Source organism: Flavobacterium fluviale (assembly GCF_003312915.1).
Classification (GTDB): domain Bacteria; phylum Bacteroidota; class Bacteroidia; order Flavobacteriales; family Flavobacteriaceae; genus Flavobacterium; species Flavobacterium fluviale.
The window spans coordinates 4,162,572-4,181,959 of record NZ_CP030261.1 but is presented as its reverse complement, the minus strand read 5'-3'; the positions used below and the strand labels follow the sequence as shown (position 1 = coordinate 4,181,959).

The following is a 19,388-nucleotide window of genomic DNA, read 5'->3' as shown; positions in this document are numbered from 1 at the left end:
AATTTAACTGCTCATTTCATCAGGTGGGCAGTCTTGTGTTAGTTGTTTAAAACAGGGTAGTTTTAAAATTTTAAAACACCCTGTTTTTTTTATTTTTTGATGAATTTATTTTAGTTTTTAAAATAAGCTCATTGTTCTTATATATTGTCAATCAGCCTTTTTTGCCCCAACATAACTTGCTGTTTACTTTATTGCCAAACATTATTAATTTATTTCAAAATGAAAAAATCATTTTTATTCATTAGCTTTTTCCTGTCCTTTTTTGGAGCAGGAAACCTTTTACATTCTCAAAGTGTAGTTAAAATACATTCTCATAATGATTACAATCAAAGCATTCCTTTTTGGGATGCTTATTCCAACGGGGCTTCTTCTATCGAAGCAGATATTTTTTTGAGAGATAATAATTTATATGTTGCTCACGATCAGCAAAATATTACTACTTCCAGAACATTAGAATCTTTGTATTTACAGCCTTTAGAAACTGCTTTAAAAATGAAATACAAAAAAGAGCAGCCATTATTTTTATTAATAGACATTAAAACCGAAGCCGAACCGACACTTAACAAACTGATTTCTATTTTAAAAAAGTATAAAACAATAACTGAAAATCAGAATATTAAAATCATTATATCTGGAAATAGGCCTAACGCAGAGCAGTATTCAAAATATCCAGATTTTATCTATTTTGATTTTCAAGAATTAGGAAAATCTATTTCAAAAGAGAATTGGGAAAAAGTGGCGACTGTAAGCGTCGATTTTAAAAAATATTCCAAATGGAATGGTTTAGGAAGATTAACAGAAGAGGATTATAAAAACGTAAGTGCAGTGGTTTCCCAAGCAAAAGCAACCAGCAGACCATTTCGTTTTTGGGGAGCGCCAGATACAAAAAGTGCTTGGAAAGCATTTTCAGAACTTGGAGTAGATATTATCAATACAGACAAGCCTTATAATTGTGTGCAATATCTCGAAACCCTTCCCAAAAGACTTGTAACAGCCAGTAATTTTTCAAAAGTTTATAAACCTACTTATAAAACAGACCAGAAAGATACTCCTGTTAAAAATGTAATCCTTTTAATTGGAGACGGAAATGGTTTATCGCAGATTTCATCGGCTGTGCTGGCTAACAGCGGAGCATTATCAGTAACACAACTAAAAAGTATTGGTTTTATAAAAACACAATCGGCAGATGATTTTACAACAGATTCTGCTGCTGCTGGAACAGCTTTGGCAACAGGTCAAAAAACAAATAACAGGGCCATTGGAACAGATAGTTTGAGAAAACCAATACCTAATATTTTAGAAATTTTACAACAAAAAAAGTTTTCTACAGCTGTAATAACCACTGATGAAATTACTGGAGCAACTCCTGCTTCCTTTTATGCCCACAGGGAAGAAAGATCTGATACAGAAGGGATTTCTAAAGATTTAGTCAATAGCAAATTAAATTTATTTGTTGGAGGAGGCGCATCGACATTTAAAAATACCGCATTAGATTCTAAATTTAAATTATTAGCTGCTGTAAAAGATCTGCAGACAGTAGATAAAGATACTGTCGGAGTTTTTATTGCTCCAGGCAGAGTGCCGTCTGTTTTAGAAGGCAGAGGAAATTTATTAGCAGAAGCCACAAAGTACAGTCTGGAATTTTTAAACAAAAAAAATAAGCCTTTCTTTCTAATGGTAGAAGGCGCGCAAATTGACAGTTTTGGACACGTTAATAATGCAGCCGGTATAGTAGCTGAAACAATCGATTTTGATACTGCGATAACCGAGGCACTAATTTTTGCTGATAAAAATGAAGGAACATTAGTAATCGTTACAGCAGATCATGAAACTTCTGGATTTGCTATTCCGCAGGGAAATGTAAAAAAACACAAAATTGAAGGTGATTTTATAACGAATGACCATACCGCAACGATGGTGCCGATATTTTCCTACGGACCTCATTCACAAGATTTCCAAGGAGTGTATGAAAATAATGAAGTGTTCAACAAAATACTTTCACTATTAAAGTAAAATTCAATTATAGAAATGCCAGAAAAATAAAGAGATGAAAAGAAAAACTAAAGTTATAATTTTTTTAAGCATATCGTTGTTTTTTAGAATTGCAGTTAATGCGCAGTATAATGCTCACACTTACGTAGATCCAATGATTGGATCTGAAGGAATAGGAAGGGTTTTTATTGGGCCTTCCTGTCCATACGGAATGGTCAAACCTAGTCCAGATTGTACCGTGCATCCCAATAGCGGGTGGCTTCCTTTACCAAAAGAAGTTACAGGATTCAGTCAGGTGCACGTAAGCGGTACAGGTGGAGGTCCCAAATATGGAAATATACAAATTATGCCATTTTCGGGTTCTTTAGATAAACTGGATCAGACTTCCTTTAGATCTGAAGAAAATGTAAAGCTGGGTTATTATGAAACTGTTTTTAAGGAAAACGGAATCAAAACAGAAATAACAACCGCCGAAAAAGTTTCTTTTTATCGCATCACGTATCCTAAAAACAAAACTAAAGCTTTAAAAATTGACCCAGGTTTTTTCTTAGGAGAACAGCCAAAACCAGACGGAAGGGAAGCACAGCAGTTTGTGGGCTCGCAAATCGAAATCGTATCGGATACAGAAGTTCGAGGATACAGCAGAATTAGAGGCGGATGGAATAACGGCCGCGCTTATACCGTTTATTTTTGGGCAGTTTTCGATCAGCCGATTGCAAAATATGTCACTTACAAAGACGGAAAATTTTACAATAATCAAAAAACACAATTTGATTCTGGAAAGAAAACAGCGGCACTTCTATCTTTTGGAGATCAAGGAAAAGAACAGTTAAATGTCAAAATAGGGATTTCATTTTTAAGTGAATTAAAAGCAAAAAATAATATTGAAGTAGAAATTCCGCACTGGAATTTTAATGCTGTTTTAGCTGCATTGGAAAATAAATGGGAAGGTTTATTAAGCCGTATCCAACTTTCTTCAGATACATCAGATGAATATAAAAAAATGTTTTATACAGGTTTGTATCACACTATGATTATGCCTGTTGATAGAACAGGAGAAAATCCGTTATGGACAAATGACGAACCCTATTATGATGATTTTTATACAATTTGGGATACGTTTAGAACTTCAAGTCCTTTAATTACATTAATAGACAGCAAAAGAAAAGTTGAAATAATCAACGCGATGCTGAATATTTACAAACGTGAAGGTTATCTGCCGGAAGGAAGAAGCGGGAATGACAACGGCCGCACTCAAGGCGGATCTAATGCTGAGGTTGTTCTTGCCGATGCCTTTGTAAAAAACTTAAAAGGAATCGATTACGAATTGGCGCTTCAGGCTATGCTGAAAGACGCAACAGTACCACCGGGAGGAAACGAAGAAAAAGAAGGAAGAGGCGGACTAATAGATTACATCAATTTAGGATATGTTCCTTACGGTATAGACCGCGCAGGAAACCGAACAATTGATTATTCGTATAATGATTATAATATCGCTGTAGTAGCCAAAGGTTTAGGTAAAACAGATTTGTATAATCAATATATGAAACAGGCAGACAGCTGGCAGAATTTATGGCGCCCTGATTACGAAAATAACGGAGCCAAAGGATTTATTATGCCAAAAGACAAAGACGGAAACTGGCTGGATGATGTTGTTTTTGGAGAGTCAAAAATCCAAAAACCAACTTTTAAATACACGCCTGTAATTATCGAATCTCCTTGGTATGTATGTCATTGGTGTGTATTTTTTTACGAAGGAAATTCATGGGAATATTCATTTAGTATTCCGCATGACGTTCCAGAACTTATTCGTAAAACTGGCGGAGCCGCTGCTTTTGAAAAGAGACTGGATATCTTTTTCGACTCTAAACTTTATAATGTTGCCAACGAACCTTCATTTTTGACGCCTTGTTTGTATCACTGGATCGGAAAACCTTATTTAAGCAGTGACAGAATAAGTAGTATTATTAAAAATAATTTCAATACATCACGCGCGGGTCTGCCTGGAAATGACGATTCTGGAGCGATGTCTTCCTGGCTTGCTTTTCATATGATGGGGCTGTATCCAAATGCAGGACAACCTTACTATTTATTGAATACACCTTTGATTAAAGAAACAGCAATACAGCTGGAAAACGGTAAAACTTTTAAAATCACAGCCAAAAAAATGAGCGATAAAAATAAATATATTAAAGCCGCCTTTCTAAACGGAAAGCCCTACAATAAAGCTTGGATTTTGCATGATGATATAAATAACGGAGGGGAATTAGTTCTAGAAATGGATTCGAAACCTTCTGCGTGGGGAACTGCTGTTTTACCTCCAGTTAAATAATGACTAATAACATGAAAAAAGTAATTATATGCATTCTTTTCTGTGCGATCTGGCACATTGGGAACTCACAAAATTATATTCCATCGATTAAAAATAATACAGAACTCCATTATGTATGCAAACTTCACGGCCAGACCAGAGCTTTGTCTCTTACTGCTAAAACTGCTGGTGATACGATTACATTCAAATTAGAAACCAGAGGCGTAAAAAGCAGTATTGTTATACTGCCAGAAGCATTAAAAAACGGAAATGCGTTAAGTTATAATCAAGGGGAATATGCGCCGGTTTTAAACTTAAAACCAACAGAAACCTTTTTTATGATTTCAAGATCAGCGTATCAGGATTTAATTAAAAATCAAACTTTCATCTACAATAACACCACTTATGTTTTGCAAAAGACAGAAGATAAAGAAAGTTTTTTTATTGACGGAAAACAGCTTGAAGCATTTCACGTTGCAGCACAAATAGATCAAACGGAAATGTGGATCGTCAAAAATCCTGATTTTCCATTAATCTGTAAAATGAACAAAAATCCGTTAGGTATAAATTTTACCTTGGTTAAAACAGTTAATAACTAATTTCTTAGACTAAAATGCTGTGTTACTCTTGCAATAATTTTTCAAATCCTTAAATAACAGCTGTTAATAATGTAATTTTAGGATTGTAATCTTATACTATTAAAGCCATGGATAGACGGAAATTTGTAACTCAGTCAACTTTGGCGGTAACGGCAGCAGTTTTTTCTGTGTCATTACCGTCCTTCGGAAATTTTTTAAATAAAACTGTTATGAAAGAAAATGATATTAAAAACAAACGTTACCGCCCGCTCACTGTTTCGGGATTAGGAGGCGTTGCAGCAGGAAACGGATTTCATGAAAATCCCGATACAAGTGTTACAGCAGCATTGGAAGCAGCATGGAACAGTGGTGTTCGCTATTTTGATACGTCGCCATGGTACGGATTAGGATTGAGTGAACGCCGTTTCGGACATTTCCTTAGAAACAAAAAACGCGAAGAATATACCCTTTCTACAAAAGTGGGACGTCTGCTTACACCAGACAAAGATTTTAAACTTGAAAAAGGCTTATGGAAAGGCAAACTTAATTTTTCTTACCGCTATGATTATTCGGCAGCAGGAACTCGAAGAAGTATTGAAGATAGTTTACAGCGCTTAGGTGTTCCTTATTTGGATATTGTTTATATACATGATTTATCGCCGGATAATCAAGATATGAAAGACAACTGGCTTCAATATTTTGATGAAGCAATGAAAGGGGCGATTCCAGAATTAACCAAAATGCGTGAGGAAGGAATTATAAAAGCTTGGGGTTTTGGTGTAAACACTCTTGAACCAGCATTAAAAGCAATTGAAGAAGCAGATCCGGATATCTTTCTTTCGGCAACACAATATTCGCTGATCAAACATGAAGATGCTTTGAATAAATTATTTCCAGCTTGTGAAAAACGAGACATTTCTATAGTTGTGGGTGCTCCGTTGAATGCAGGTTTTTTGGCAGGTGTGGAGCGATACGATTATTCAGGAACATTTCCTGAAGGTGTAATCGAAAAGAGAGATAAATTACTGACTGTATCGAAAGGGCACGGTATTGATCTTCGTACCGCGGCACTTCAGTTTTCGGCTGCGCCGAAAGTTGTTTCGGCTGTTATTCCCGGTGCTTGGAATCCAGAACAGGTAACTGCCAATGCAGATTCTTTTAAGGCTTCAATCCCTAAAGCATTTTGGGAAGAACTAAAACACGAAAAACTTATTGCAGAAAATGCTCCAGTTCCTGGTGATAAATAAGAATTTTGATTTCAAAAATAGCAATGCGAATAAATCGTATTACATAAGGTGCTTGATAGTCAGGCACCTTTTTAATATAATAGAATTTTAAGAATGTATCAAAAATCAGAAAATTGCACAAATGACTTTGAAGTGAGACCATTGTTGGTTAAAATCTTTTTTGTACTACTTTTTTGTAAATTATAATCCCTTTTTGAAATCGAATTTCCATAATCGTTACCAATAATTTGGAGTAGAAAAAGAAGCAAATTTTTCTAAAAAAACCCGAGAAGTATTGATTACACTGGGAATTTGTATATTTGCAGTCAGTTTTTTAATATTCGAAACGCTATAATGTTCCAATTTCTGCCCCTAGATCCTAAAACCGTTTTTCTTCTATATTTTTGGGGAAACCTTTTTATCTGCATTTTGATTTTTAGTTACTCTTTGTCATATGCAACGCTCGAGAATAGAAAAAAACTACTGCTATTTGGATACGGAAAAATATTACTGACGGTTGGATGGGTATTCATTTTTTTAAGAAACATAGTTCCGGATTTCCTTTCTATCAATATGGCCAATACTATTATTTTATCAGGCTGTTGTTACGAAACGATTGCGATAATATCTATGAACAGGGCCAAGAACAATTGGTATTATCGCTTACAAATCTTGATCACCGTTATTGGAATGCTGGTTTTTAATAGTGCCACATTGATGGGAGCAACTATTAATACTCGGGTTGTTATTATGTCCCTTGCCATATTTGCCATTTATTTACCGCCAACGATAGTTTATTTTAGAGCAAAAGGAAATAATTTATTCCGTATTTTTTATTTGTTTTGCTATGTTTCGTTCGAAATTTTAATCTTCTTGCGAGCAGTTTACAGTTTTATAAATCCTCAAAAATATTTTTTCCGTCAAAGTAATTTTGACAGTTTGTATAACATTGGTTTGTTCTTACTGACCCTTATTGGAACAGTCGGATTTCTTTTATTGGTAAAAGAGAAACAAGATGTTAAAATACAGAAATTACTAAAGGATAAAAATTTATTCTTTTCCATAATTGCCCATGATTTAAAAGGTCCGCTAGGATCATCGCTTGCCTTGTCTGAAATAATGGCTGAGGAAATCGATGGATACAGCCGCGAAGAAATCAAGGAAATTACAGGAATGCTTCATGAATCGAATAAAAACATTTATAAACTGCTGGAGAATCTTTTAGACTGGTCCAAAATGCAGACAGGTATGATGGAATATAATCCGAAAGAAGTAATTTTAAATCAATTAATTGAGGAAAATGTCGAAATTAATAGAAACGCCGCATTAAATAAAAATATCAATTTAAAGTTTGAATCAGCAGAAATTATCAAAGCTGAGCTCGATAAAGATATGATTGATACTGTCTTAAGAAACCTGCTTACAAACGCAATTAAATTTACAGATCAGCAAGGTGAAATTGTACTAACAATGAAGCGGATTAATCAAAAAGTAGAAGTTTCGATTACAGATAATGGTATCGGAATTCCAGACAGTATAAAAGAAAAATTGTTTAAAATTAATGAGAAAGTGATCCAAAAAGGAACTGAAAATGAAAGTGGAAACGGATTAGGGTTATTACTTTGCAGTGAATTTATTAAAAAACATCAGGGACAGATTTGGGCCGAAAGCAAACTTGGCAAAGGAAGTACTTTCAAATTTATTTTACCGCTAAAAACACAAAAAAAACTCTAATTAATTGAAAAGATTATTGTTCGAAAAATTTGTAATCTATTTATAAGCCTTATAAATCATCTATATTTGAAAAGATAAAAACTATGGAAAAACTTAGAAAACATATTGAAGAAATTATATCAATCAGTGATTCTGAGTTTGAATCTATTAAACCCTATTTTACAGTACGAAAGGTTTTAAAACATCAATATTTGATTCAGCAGGGAGATGATGCAAAATATGAATACATCATTATGAGTGGTATTTTTCGAGTGTTTTATCTGGATGACGACGGAAAAGAACACATTGTACAATTTGCTACAGAAAATTGGTGGATGTCAGATTACATTGCATATTTCAATCAAAAACCTTCAAACATGTATGTAGTCTGCATGGAACCTGGGGAAGTTTTATGCCTCACACTCGAAGGAAGAGAACAGCTCTCGACTGCACTTCATAAAATGGAACACTTTTTTAGAGTAAAATTAACCAAAGGTTATATGGCTCTTCAGCAAAGAATAGTTTCCTTACTTTCAAATAATCCGCAGCAGCGCTATAAAGAATTTGCTGACCTTTATCCGAATCTGATGCAAAAAATTCCCAAAAAATATATTGCAGAATATCTGGGTGTAAGCCGTGAAACCCTCAGCAGACTTTACTCTAATAACAAATAATAATCTCTATAATTCTAAAAGTGTGATTTTCGTCACACTTTTTTTGTGATTTCGCTCCTCGCATTGAGGAGGCGTGCTGGTATAAATTTGCCTTATAAATAATTTATTACCAACTTAAAAATTACAGAAATGAAAAAGAGAATTTTAATTATCGTATCGAATGCCAATGCAATTGGTCCAAATAACAGAAGAACAGGAACTTTTCTTCCCGAAGTTGCACATCCTTATGCGGAATTTGATAAAGCGGGTTACGAAATTGACTTTGCCAGTTTAACAGGTGAAACACCTTATTTAGATGCTCTTAGTTTAGCCAATGATCCAGACAATCTTGCTTTTCTAACTGGTAAAGGATGGGAAGACATGCACAAAGCCGTTAAATTATTAAATGTTGAGGTAAATAAATATGATGCACTATTTATTCCTGGCGGATTAGCACCAATGGTTGATATGCACGAAAACGAAGTCCTAAAACAAGTTATTAAAGAAACTTATGAGCGCAATGCTGTTATTGGCGCAGTTTGTCACGGACCAGTATCTTTACTAAATGTTAAACTGACTAACGGTTCGTATCTGGTGAACGGCAGGAATATCACTTCTTTTACAGATGAAGAAGAAAATGGATATGCTATTAATGATGTTCCGTTCTTGTTAGAAACGGCTTTAACGAAACAAGGTGCAAAATTTCATGCAGCTGCAAATTGGTCGGCACACAGTATTGCTGATGGGAATTTGGTTACTGGACAAAATCCTGCTTCTGCAAAAGGTGTAGCAGAAAAAATGATTTCTATTTTAGAATCACCTAAAAACTAAATAATTTTAAATATAAATAAAACTCAAAATTCGTAGGAATTTAAAAAAATATAAAGGAATGGAAAATCAAAATCAAGTTCATGTTTTCGCAACATGGAAAGTAAAAGAAGGTCAAATTGAAAACGTCTTAAATTTGCTTCAAACAGTTCACGATGAAAGTATTAAAGAAGAAGGTAACTTGTTTTATAAAATTCATCAAAGTAATTCAGATCTCAATACCCTAATATTGTTTGAAGGATATATTAATGAATCTGCTGTAACAGAACATAGAAATTCGGCACATTTTCAGGATGTTGTTTTAGGAAAAATTGTCCCTTTATTAGAAAATAGAGAAATTGTTTTAGCCAAGCCTTTGGAATATTAATTCAATTATTGCAGATTAAGCCATTGTAATACTTGATAAATTGATTAAATTTAAGGTGCATATCATGAAATTTAATGTTCATGTATAAAAAAATAATTATGGAAAACACCACAAAAATACTATTCCCATACGATCAAAGTCTGGTAAAAGAATTACCGCTGCTAGATCACAATGCTATTGAAACTATTTTAAACACAGCAGAAAGCTTGTTTAATGATCAATCTAATTGGATAGCTCCTTTCAAAAGAATTGAAATATTAGAAAAAGCAGCTTCTATAATGAATGAAAGGAGCGAAGAACTAATACATCTGGCAATTAGCGAAGGCGCTAAACCTTATAAAGATTCAAAAGCGGAAATACTTAGAGCAATAAAAGGCGTAAAACTGGCGACAGAACATATATCGCAGCTAAAAGGAGAACAAATCCCAATGGGACTTACCGAAGCCTCGTTAAAGAGAATTGCTTTTACAACAAGAGAACCTATTGGGGTAGTTGCGGCTGTTAGCGCTTTTAATCATCCGTTAAATTTGGCAGTCCATCAAATTGCTACTGCAATCGCTGCAGGTTGCCCCGTAATATTTAAACCTTCAAGTAATACACCATTATCAGGTCTTGCATTGGCTGCTATTTTAAAAGAAGCTGGTTTGCCAGAAGGCTGGCTTCAAGTGATATTATGTGATAATGAAATGGCAGAAAAACTGGTTACAGATTCGAGAGTTCATTTTTTGACTTTTATTGGTTCGGCAAAAGTGGGGTGGCACCTAAAAAGCAAATTACCTCCTGGTACGAGATGCGCATTGGAACACGGAGGAGCAGCGCCGGTAATTGTAGAAAGTGATGCCGATTTTAGCGAAATGATTCCAGATTTGGTAAAAGGCGGTTTTTACCACGCGGGGCAGGTTTGCGTTTCGGTTCAAAAGGTTTATGTAAATGAGGAAATTTGTGACCGTTTTATTCAGCAGTTTTCAGAGCAAACCAATAAATTAATTGTTGGGAATCCGTTTGAAGAAACAACAGATGTAGGACCGCTTATTACACCAAAAGAAGTAAATAGGGTGGAAGAGTGGGTTAACGAAGCTGTTGAAGAAGGTGCAAAACTAATTACAGGAGGAAAACGTATTTCTGATACTTGTTTTGAACCTACAATCTTGTTTAATCCTTCAGAAAAATCGAAAGTATCTACCAATGAGATTTTTGGTCCAATTGTCTGTATCTATCCTTTTACAAATAGAGATGAAGCTATAAAAAAAGCCAATGCCTTAGAAGTGCATTTTCAAGCGGCCGTTTTCACAAAAAATATAGATGCAGCATTAGAAACTTCAAAGAAATTAAACGCTACTGCTGTCATGATAAATGATAATACAGCTTTTAGGGTAGACTGGATGCCATTTGGCGGAAGAGATTCTTCTGGTTTAGGTATGGGTGGAATTTCATATACTATCAACGAAATGACCAGAGAAAAATTAATCGTTTTTAAAAGTAAATCGCTTTAATTAAAAAATATTTTCAAAACAATTTATGGTTACCAGCAACCCAAATTAATTAACGCGTTAAATGATTAAAAGAATAATTATGCTGCTTGTCTGCTTTCAGATAAGTTATTGTACTTCTGCACAAACAGAAATACAGAAGCAAATGATGTTTGAAAGAATAAACAGGGATTCTCGAGGTTCTGGAATATTACCTAAAATAGCCCCTATTGCTAATAAAGAAGAATTATTTAATAAAGCTCAGGTTCTTCCAATTTTTAAAGTAGAATTTGATAGAAATTATAAAGTTAAATTAATCCAGAATAAAGAGTACTTTTTAATATTTTATCTAGGGCGTTTGTATGCTTTTATAAATAATAAAGATTCTAGGTTTTTCGAAAATACCCCAGTTATTCAGGATATCTTAAAATTTAATGAAGAGAAAAAAGAGTTCTTCGTTGTTTACTTCTCCGATAGTTTTTCTACCGATGGTAAATATTTTAATCCCTTACTGTCAGATAAGAATGTTAGTTTTATAATCGATAAGGGCTATAAATCTCAAACTTTCGAATATCTTGATTTGAAATACGGATCATTTAATAAATATAAGGAAAGATACCGTTTAGATTCAATACGAGAAAATCTTAACCTTGAAAAAATTCATGACTATTTCAAAAATAATTATGAGTCCTTTGAATACAATTGTCCTAAAGATACCTCACTAGTTTTAAAAACATTGATGAATCAAATAAGGCTTTCAACTAAAAACTTTACTAAAAATCAAGAGGCTGAACTTTTTAGGAGGATTAAGGGAAAAATTAACCCTTTTGAATTAGAAATTAATCAATTAAAAGAAACCTTAACTGCTGCGAAAATTAGTGACAGCATTATTCTTAGGATAGTTTCGGAAGCCAAGAATGAAAACAAAATTAGTACTAAACCACAATCAAAAGTAGAGGGATTGTACGAGTATTCTATTTACAATGTCAACTTTACAAATGAATTATTGGAAATTCTGACAAATGAACAATTTATAGATTATAAAAATTATTATGATGTCTTTCATCCTATTGTTGAGACATATAATAGATATTACAATAATAAATACCGTTACGGTTATTCTAAAGACATTTTAGAAAGGTTAGGTGTTTTAAAAAGCAATAATTTAAGTGAATTTAAAGATTATGAAAATAAAATTCTAATAGATTGCGGCTGTCCCCCTGATAAGACAATTAGAGAGAATTGATTATCAAACAATACCATAAAAGCTAATGCAGCAACTCCCTTTTTTTATCTGAATAGATAATAACGCTTTTAAAAAACGAATAAGACTTTTATACTCTGCCATAGAATATGTACTTTTACAAGTATCAAGATCGCAGACTTTTTTGAAGTATGGCAATAAAAAATTACAATGAAGATTAAAAAAACATTTTTCTCTACTTGGACAGTTCTTTTTCTACTGATTTTTGGAACTATGCATGCGCAGCAGAAAATTACAATTGCAGCGGCTGCCAACCTTAAAATTGCTTTAGATTCGATAAACACCGTCTTTAAAATTCAAAATCCTACGATAAATTCGCAGGTAACTTATGGTGCTTCGGGAAAGTTTTTTGAGCAGATTTCTAATAGCGCTCCTTTCGATTTATTCTTTTCCGCAGATATGGATTATCCAAAAAAACTAGAAGAGAAAAAATTGACGGCTTCAAAAATTAAAATGTATGCGACAGGAAAATTAGTAATCTGGAGTAAAAAAACAGATCCAAACAAAAGCAGGATGAACAGTCTTTTAAATTCGGATATTCGAAAAATAGCCATTGGAAATCCCGTAACGGCTCCTTATGGGGAGAAAGCTGTTGAGAGTTTAAAATTTTATAAGATATACGATAAGTTAAAAAGCAAGCTGGTTTTTGGTGAAAATATCACGCAGGCAACCCAATTCATAACGACAGGCAACGCCGATATCGGAATTACCGCCTTATCGCTTGTCCTTACACCAAACATGAAAAAAGAAGGAGGAAAGTATTATATTATTCCGACGAACAGCCACAGTGCTTTAGAGCAGGGATGTGTAATTTTGAAAAATGCTAAAGGAAATCCAAGCGCTCTTAAATTCTATAATTTCATATCTTCAAAAAAGGCAGCTGCTATTTTTAAGTACTATGGATATGATACACAAACTAAATGAATATAGTAAACGGAATAATATCAGGCATTGAGTCGCATGAAGGCATATCGCTTATAAAAGTAGAGGCTGCAGCTGTTGTGTTTTCTTCAATAGTTCTGGATACACCAGAAACGTCTGATTACTTAAAAATAGGAAATTCAGTCAAAGTTATTTTTAAAGAAACAGAAGTTATGATTTCTAAAGATTTGAATCCAAATATCAGTATTCAGAACAAACTGCTCTGTCGTATCGATTCTATTCAAAATGGAGTGATTTTAAGCCAGATTAATTTAGTACATGAAACTCAGACAATAAAATCAATTATAACGAGAAATGCCTGCGAACAATTACAATTACAGGAAAACGATACTGTGCTGGCTTTAATAAAAACAAACGAAGTAAGTTTATCTGCCCATGATTAATCTGGAACCTTTATGGCTGACGGCAAAATTGGCACTTATTACCACAATTATTTTATTAGTTGTGGCCATACCTTTATGCTATTGGCTTTCTTACAGCCGTTTTAAGCTCAAAGCCGTTATTGAAGCTTTAATTAGTCTGCCTTTGGTTCTGCCTCCATCGGTTTTAGGTTTTTACCTTCTGATTGCTTTTAGTCCAGAAAATGCGTTCGGTAAATTTTTATCAGACTATTTCGATCTGAGATTAGTATTTTCTTTCGAAGGATTAATTTTAGCCTCTGTTTTATACAGTCTCCCTTTTATGGTAAATCCAATTTTATCAGGATTGAAAAATCTACCCGCCGCGATGCAGGAAGCTTCTTTTACACTTGGAAAATCCAGACTTATTACCTTAACAAAAATTTTACTGCCTAATATACGCACCTCGATACTTACTGGCATTATTATGACTTTTGCCCATACTATTGGAGAGTTTGGTGTCGTATTAATGGTTGGCGGCAGTATTCCAGAAGAAACCAAAGTAGTTTCTATTGCTATTTATGAAGAAGTAGAAGCTATGAATTATCAAAGTGCCAATATATACGCTGGGATATTATTTGCATTTTCTTTTTCTGTCTTGCTGGCAGTTCATTTAATCAATAATAAATCTAGAAAAACTGCACTTTATTAATGATACAGATTAATACATATAAAATGCTCCAGACCGCCGACGGTAATTTGCCTTTGGATATTTCTCTGACTTTTGAAAAGGGACAGTTTATCTCTATTTACGGAAAATCAGGAGCGGGTAAAACAACTATTCTTAGAATATTGGCAGGACTTACTAGGGCTGAAAATGTATATATAAAAGTCGGAAATGAAGTCTGGGACGATTCTCAGAGAAAATATCATCTTCCAGTTCAAAAACGCTCTATAGGGTTTGTATTTCAGGATTTTGCCTTATTTCCTAATCTGACAGTTAAAGAAAATTTGGAGTTTGCCTTATCAAAAAATGAATCAGCTGCAATTATTTCAGAGCTAATCGAACTTATGGAACTGCAATCTCTACAGCATAGTAAGCCGGAACAATTATCGGGAGGGCAAAAGCAGCGTGTAGCATTGGCAAGAGCTATTGTTCGCAAACCTGAAATTCTTTTGTTAGACGAGCCTCTTGCAGCTTTAGATGATGAAATGCGTTTTAAACTTCAGGATTACATTTTAAAAATTCATCAAAAATATCAGCTAACAACTTTAATGATCAGTCATTCTATTGCCGAGATTTTTAAACTTTCTGATAAAGTTATTTTTCTTGAAAAAGGAAAAATTACGAAAGAAGGAATTCCAAATACAGTATTTGCTGACCAGAAAATCAGTAGTAAATTTCAGATAACGGGCGAAATAGTCAGTATTACAAAAAGCGATATACTATATGTAATACAAGTTTCTTCTGGCAATAATATCGTAAAAGTAACAGCATCAGCAGATGAAGCACAAGATTACGCAGTAGGACAAAAAGTACTTGTTGCTTCAAAAGCGTTTAATCCTATAATTCAGATTCTATCCTAAAAAATAGAACTCAATATAAATATTTTCATTTATTAAGTATTTATACTTATTTTTGAATAACTAATCTAAGTATTTTGTGTTGCTTACTAATAATGTATAAAACTTTTTAATGCCAAGAGATAAAAAATATACTGTAGAAGTAAGACTTTGGATTCAGGAATCTGAAGGTCCTTTTTTAGGGATTGGAAAAATATGGCTTCTTGAAAATATTAAAAGAACAGGTTCTATTACGAACGCAGCAAAGGAAATGAAAATGGCGTACCGCCAGGCATGGCAGCTGGTAGAAGAAATGAATCAGCGTGCCGAGAGCCCATTAGTAGAAAAGCTTTTAGGCGGGAAAGGCGGTGGTGGAGCAAAATTGACACCAGCGGGAGAAAGAGCTGTTGAGGTTTTTTACGAAGTTGAAAAAAAGATTAAAGATTTTGCCCTAAAAGAAACTCAGAATTTAAAGTTCTAAAAAGTTACATCAGAAATAATCTAACATAAAGTAAAACTTTTGCATTTATCAGTATTCATTTTGAGACATACTGAAAGTATCGTAAATTTATGAACCATAATTTCTAACATTATGCTTTTCCATGAAGATTAAAACTAAGGACAGCTATTTGGAAGATCTTTCAAATTTGAGAAAATTCAAGAATGCAAATAAAATCTCATTATAAAAAACTCGTACTTTTATTCATGTCCTTGGTTGCTCTTGTGTTAATAGCTGCCACTGATAGCAATCCAGTATATACAGATCCGTATAAATTGGAGTACCCAGATTATTTTGGGAATAGAATTAGTATTCCTGAGAATAATCCAATGAGCAAACAAGGAGTATATTTGGGGAAAATGTTGTTTTATGAAAAAAGATTATCTTCAGATAAAACCATTTCCTGTGGAAGCTGCCACCAGCAGAAACTGGCTTTTACTGATGGAAAGACCTTTAGTTCTGGCGTAAATAAGATACTTACAAAACGTAATTCAATGTCGCTGGCAAACCTGCTGTGGGTAAGGAATTTTTTCTGGGACGGGAGAGCCAAAGGATTAGAAGCACAGGCTAAGATTCCGCTAAGTGAGCCGCACGAAATGGGAGCCTATTTAGATAAAGCAGTTATAGAACTTCAAAAAACGAGTCTGTATCCTTTTCTTTTTAAAGAGGCATTTGGTACGGCAGAAATAACAGCGGATCGAATTGCAATGGCTATTGCCCAGTTTGAGCGTACACTCATATCTTCCAATTCTCCTTATGATAAGTATTTGCGGGGGGAGTACAAGCCAACCAAGGAGGAGTTGAGCGGCATGGAAATGTTTATGAATTCTGCGGTGGCAAGTAAAAACATAAGAGGAGCAAGCTGTGCCCAGTGTCATGGTACGCCCAAAATCTATATGGAATTATTTCATAATAATGGTCTAGACAGTATCCCGAAAGATACAGGCCGAGAACAAATTACAGGAATGTCAAATGATAGGGGAAGGTTTCGTGTAGTGACACTTCGCAATATAGCACTTACAGCTCCTTACATGCATGACGGCAGATTCAAAAGCCTTGAAGAAGTGCTCGATCATTACAATGAACACATAGAGCCTAGCAGGACATTGAGTTTATCGCTGCAGAATCGCCCAAATGATATAGGAGGAACAAGCCTCGGATTAACAGCAAATGAGAAATCCGATATTATCAGCTTTTTGAAGATGTTGACTGACACTGATTTTATTACTGACCCACGATTCTCTGATCCGCATTTAAGCCAGAATTAAAGGCTTGATTATGTATTACACTTTAATTAATTAAATTATATGACATGAAAAAATACTATTTATCGCTTATCGCTTTCATATTATTCTTGACATTCTTCTCTCAAAAAATAACAGCGCAAACTACAGCTAAAGAAGCGGTGGTAAAAATTGAAGGAGAGGTTCTAAGACCTTTGACAATCGGTATTTCGGATTTTGCGAAAATGAAACATGTTGATGCTTCTATGAAGAACCGTGAAGGGGTGATGCAAAAATATTCTGGAGTTCCTATTTTTGATCTTTTGCAGCAGGCAGGAGTTACTGTTGGGAAAGAATTGAAAGGAGAGAATCTTACCAAATATATGCTTGTGAGAAGCAGTGACGGTTATGAGCTTGTATTTTCATTAGCAGAACTGGATCCAAGTTTTACAAACAGGGTTATTATTTTAGCAGATTCTAAAGATGGAAAACCTTTGGCTGACGGAGTAGGACCATTTCGTTTGGTTGTTCCAGACGAGAATAAACCGGCGCGTTCTGCTCTTGAGGTTACTCATTTAATTATTCGTTTTGCTAAAGATTAATGTTAGTATTAATACATGAAATCTCTAAATCTATTTGAATTTAACTCGCATAGAAAAAGTAATTTTTTAAATGTGGTTAATTTAACACAAAGTTAAATCAACTTCTTAGGTATTCTTTTCTCGTTGTTTTTCATTTGCTTTTTTATCAATTATGAAAAAGGATCTTTTGAAAATGACAGACGATGAACTTCAGAAATTAATTTTTGAGGGAAACGATGCTGCGTTTTCAATAATTTTTAACCGTTATTGGAAAAAGCTTTATTCCTATGCTTTTAAGATCTATAAAGACGAAGCAGTCTGTGAAGATATTGTTCAGGAAATCTTTATTAGTCTCTGGAAAAATGCATCCAATACCGTCATATTAAATCTTGAAGCTTACCTTTTTAGAGCGGTTAAATATAAAATTGCCAATCAAATTAGAAACTTGAAATTTGATCAGCACCATATTGACGTATTAGAAACAATTCCAGATCCAAGTTTATCTGTAAACGACTTGGAATACATTGATTTTGAAAAAAATATCAATGCTCAAATCGATAAATTAACTCCCAAATGCCGAGAGGTCTTTTTACTAAGCAGAATAGATCATTTTACAAATGCTGAAATTGCAGCAAAACTTAACCTGTCAATTCATACTGTGGAGAAACATATCAGCAATGCACTTAAGCAGCTTCGCTTAAATTCTACATCCTATAATTATCTTCTTTTTTACTGGGCGGCGTTCTTTTATGTTAACTAAAAAATACTGATTTTAAGAAAACGTTAAGCCCGCTTTTTTGACTACTTGTTCGATTCAAAAAATGTGACTTGTTTATAAAAGCACATATTTTGAAAAAAGAAAACTTTTTGCTTCTGGCAAAAAAATACGAAGAAGGTACCTGTACACCCGAAGAAAAAATGGTAGTTGAAACATTTTTTGATAAGATGCAGGAAGAAGCATCAGATATAGAAAATAAAATCTCTGATGAAAAAGGTAATGAAATTCTAAACAAAATACTTTTAGAATTACAGGTTAAACCAAAGAAATATACATTTAAAAAAGCATTAAAAGTTGCCGCGGTTTTAGTTACCGGACTTACTATTGCTTTTACCGCAGCGAAGTTTACTTTCAAACCTGTGGCAATTACTCAGATTACCGCGAAAGGCGAAAAGAAAGAGATTTTCCTTGAAGACGGCAGTGTCATTGTTTTAAACTCCAACAGCAGTATTACGTATCCAGAAGAATTTGAAACCACAAGAAATATAGAGCTTGTGGGGCAGGCTTACTTTAAAGTATTCAGAGATGTAAAACGACCTTTTATTGTACAAACCCACGACGTAAAAGTGAGGGTTTTAGGAACTTCATTCGACATCAATTCTTATAATCATCATGATACAAAAGTAAGTGTCATTACCGGAAAAGTGGAAGTTACTTCGCCAACCGGGCAAAAAGTACAAATCACTAAAAACCAGCAGGCCGATCTAATTAAGAATTCAGATTTACAGATTTCGACAGAAAACAGCAATGATAAAATCGCCTGGATTAGTAATACTATTATTTTAAAAAACACCAAACTTTCTGAAACGGTTAAAATTATAGAAAACTGGTACAATGTAAATATCACAATTCAAGATCAAGAACTGAATGATCTTACGATTTCAGGAAAATTCAAAGATGAAAAACTGGAAAACGTATTAGAAAGTATTGCCTATTTGAAACAGCTAAAAATAAATTACACAACTAAAAACCAAATCATTATAAGAAAAAAGACACTATAAAAACTAAAAAAAACAAAAACCCGCTTCCGGTGCAACGGAAACGGGCGATTTAAAACAGACTA

General features: G+C 33.9%; 19 protein-coding genes. All 19 read left to right on the top strand.

What is annotated here, in order from left to right; all coding sequences use genetic code 11:
• Positions 1-219 precede the first annotated feature (219 nt).
• The 19 genes from HYN86_RS18080 (at position 220) to HYN86_RS17990 (ending at position 19,326) form a co-directional block, all read left to right on the top strand.
• Complete coding sequence (locus HYN86_RS18080) at positions 220-2,013, top strand: alkaline phosphatase (protein ID WP_113679314.1); 1,794 nt, start codon at positions 220-222, stop codon at positions 2,011-2,013.
• 34 nt (positions 2,014-2,047) lie between these two features.
• Complete coding sequence (locus HYN86_RS18075) at positions 2,048-4,324, top strand: GH92 family glycosyl hydrolase (protein ID WP_113679313.1); 2,277 nt, start codon at positions 2,048-2,050, stop codon at positions 4,322-4,324.
• Positions 4,325-4,335: 11 nt separating this feature from the next.
• Positions 4,336-4,902 carry a hypothetical protein gene (locus tag HYN86_RS18070; RefSeq protein ID WP_113679996.1) on the top strand — a complete coding sequence of 189 codons (567 nt, stop codon included), beginning with the start codon at positions 4,336-4,338 and terminating at the stop codon, positions 4,900-4,902.
• A 107-nt stretch (positions 4,903-5,009) separates the two neighbouring features.
• Positions 5,010-6,128 carry an aldo/keto reductase gene (locus HYN86_RS18065; RefSeq protein ID WP_113679312.1) on the top strand — a complete coding sequence of 373 codons (1,119 nt, stop codon included), beginning with the start codon at positions 5,010-5,012 and terminating at the stop codon, positions 6,126-6,128.
• 333 nt (positions 6,129-6,461) lie between these two features.
• Positions 6,462-7,841 (top strand): sensor histidine kinase, encoded by a 1,380-nt coding sequence (locus HYN86_RS18060; RefSeq protein WP_113679311.1) that lies wholly within the window; start codon positions 6,462-6,464, stop codon positions 7,839-7,841.
• Between the two features lie 83 nt (positions 7,842-7,924).
• Complete coding sequence (locus HYN86_RS18055) at positions 7,925-8,494, top strand: Crp/Fnr family transcriptional regulator (protein WP_113679310.1); 570 nt, start codon at positions 7,925-7,927, stop codon at positions 8,492-8,494.
• A gap of 129 nt (positions 8,495-8,623) precedes the next feature.
• Positions 8,624-9,304, top strand: a complete 681-nt coding sequence (locus tag HYN86_RS18050) for a type 1 glutamine amidotransferase domain-containing protein (protein ID WP_113679309.1) — start codon at positions 8,624-8,626, stop codon at positions 9,302-9,304.
• Positions 9,305-9,362: 58 nt separating this feature from the next.
• Positions 9,363-9,668, top strand: a complete 306-nt coding sequence (locus HYN86_RS18045; RefSeq protein WP_113679308.1) for a putative quinol monooxygenase — start codon at positions 9,363-9,365, stop codon at positions 9,666-9,668.
• Positions 9,669-9,766: 98 nt separating this feature from the next.
• Positions 9,767-11,161: an aldehyde dehydrogenase family protein gene (locus HYN86_RS18040; RefSeq protein WP_113679995.1), complete on the top strand. Its 1,395-nt coding sequence runs from the start codon at positions 9,767-9,769 to the stop codon at positions 11,159-11,161.
• Between the two features lie 61 nt (positions 11,162-11,222).
• Positions 11,223-12,383 carry a hypothetical protein gene (locus HYN86_RS18035; protein ID WP_113679307.1) on the top strand — a complete coding sequence of 387 codons (1,161 nt, stop codon included), beginning with the start codon at positions 11,223-11,225 and terminating at the stop codon, positions 12,381-12,383.
• Positions 12,384-12,551: 168 nt separating this feature from the next.
• A complete protein-coding gene (gene modA, locus HYN86_RS18030) occupies positions 12,552-13,325 on the top strand; it encodes a molybdate ABC transporter substrate-binding protein (protein ID WP_205334617.1) in 774 nt (257 codons plus the stop codon).
• A complete protein-coding gene (locus HYN86_RS18025; RefSeq protein WP_113679306.1) occupies positions 13,322-13,726 on the top strand; it encodes a TOBE domain-containing protein in 405 nt (134 codons plus the stop codon). The genes modA and HYN86_RS18025 overlap by 4 nt, the downstream gene beginning before the upstream one ends.
• Positions 13,719-14,393, top strand: a complete 675-nt coding sequence (modB, locus tag HYN86_RS18020) for a molybdate ABC transporter permease subunit (protein WP_205334616.1) — start codon at positions 13,719-13,721, stop codon at positions 14,391-14,393. The genes HYN86_RS18025 and modB overlap by 8 nt, the downstream gene beginning before the upstream one ends.
• Positions 14,393-15,268, top strand: coding sequence for an ATP-binding cassette domain-containing protein (locus tag HYN86_RS18015; protein WP_113679304.1), 876 nt, complete (start codon positions 14,393-14,395; stop codon positions 15,266-15,268). The genes modB and HYN86_RS18015 overlap by 1 nt, the downstream gene beginning before the upstream one ends.
• A gap of 109 nt (positions 15,269-15,377) precedes the next feature.
• The gene (locus HYN86_RS18010; RefSeq protein ID WP_113679303.1) at positions 15,378-15,725 is read left to right on the top strand and encodes a winged helix-turn-helix domain-containing protein; all 348 of its coding nucleotides are present in this window, start codon (positions 15,378-15,380) and stop codon (positions 15,723-15,725) included.
• Positions 15,726-15,907: 182 nt separating this feature from the next.
• Positions 15,908-17,011: a cytochrome-c peroxidase gene (locus HYN86_RS18005; protein ID WP_113679302.1), complete on the top strand. Its 1,104-nt coding sequence runs from the start codon at positions 15,908-15,910 to the stop codon at positions 17,009-17,011.
• 44 nt (positions 17,012-17,055) lie between these two features.
• Positions 17,056-17,568 (top strand): molybdopterin-binding protein, encoded by a 513-nt coding sequence (locus tag HYN86_RS18000; RefSeq protein WP_113679301.1) that lies wholly within the window; start codon positions 17,056-17,058, stop codon positions 17,566-17,568.
• Between the two features lie 151 nt (positions 17,569-17,719).
• Entirely contained in the window at positions 17,720-18,307 is a 588-nt protein-coding gene (locus HYN86_RS17995; RefSeq protein WP_113679300.1) for an RNA polymerase sigma factor, read from the top strand.
• An 89-nt stretch (positions 18,308-18,396) separates the two neighbouring features.
• On the top strand, positions 18,397-19,326 hold the full coding sequence (locus tag HYN86_RS17990; RefSeq protein ID WP_162789399.1) for a FecR family protein: 930 nt from the start codon (positions 18,397-18,399) through the stop codon (positions 19,324-19,326).
• Positions 19,327-19,388: the final 62 nt, after the last annotated feature.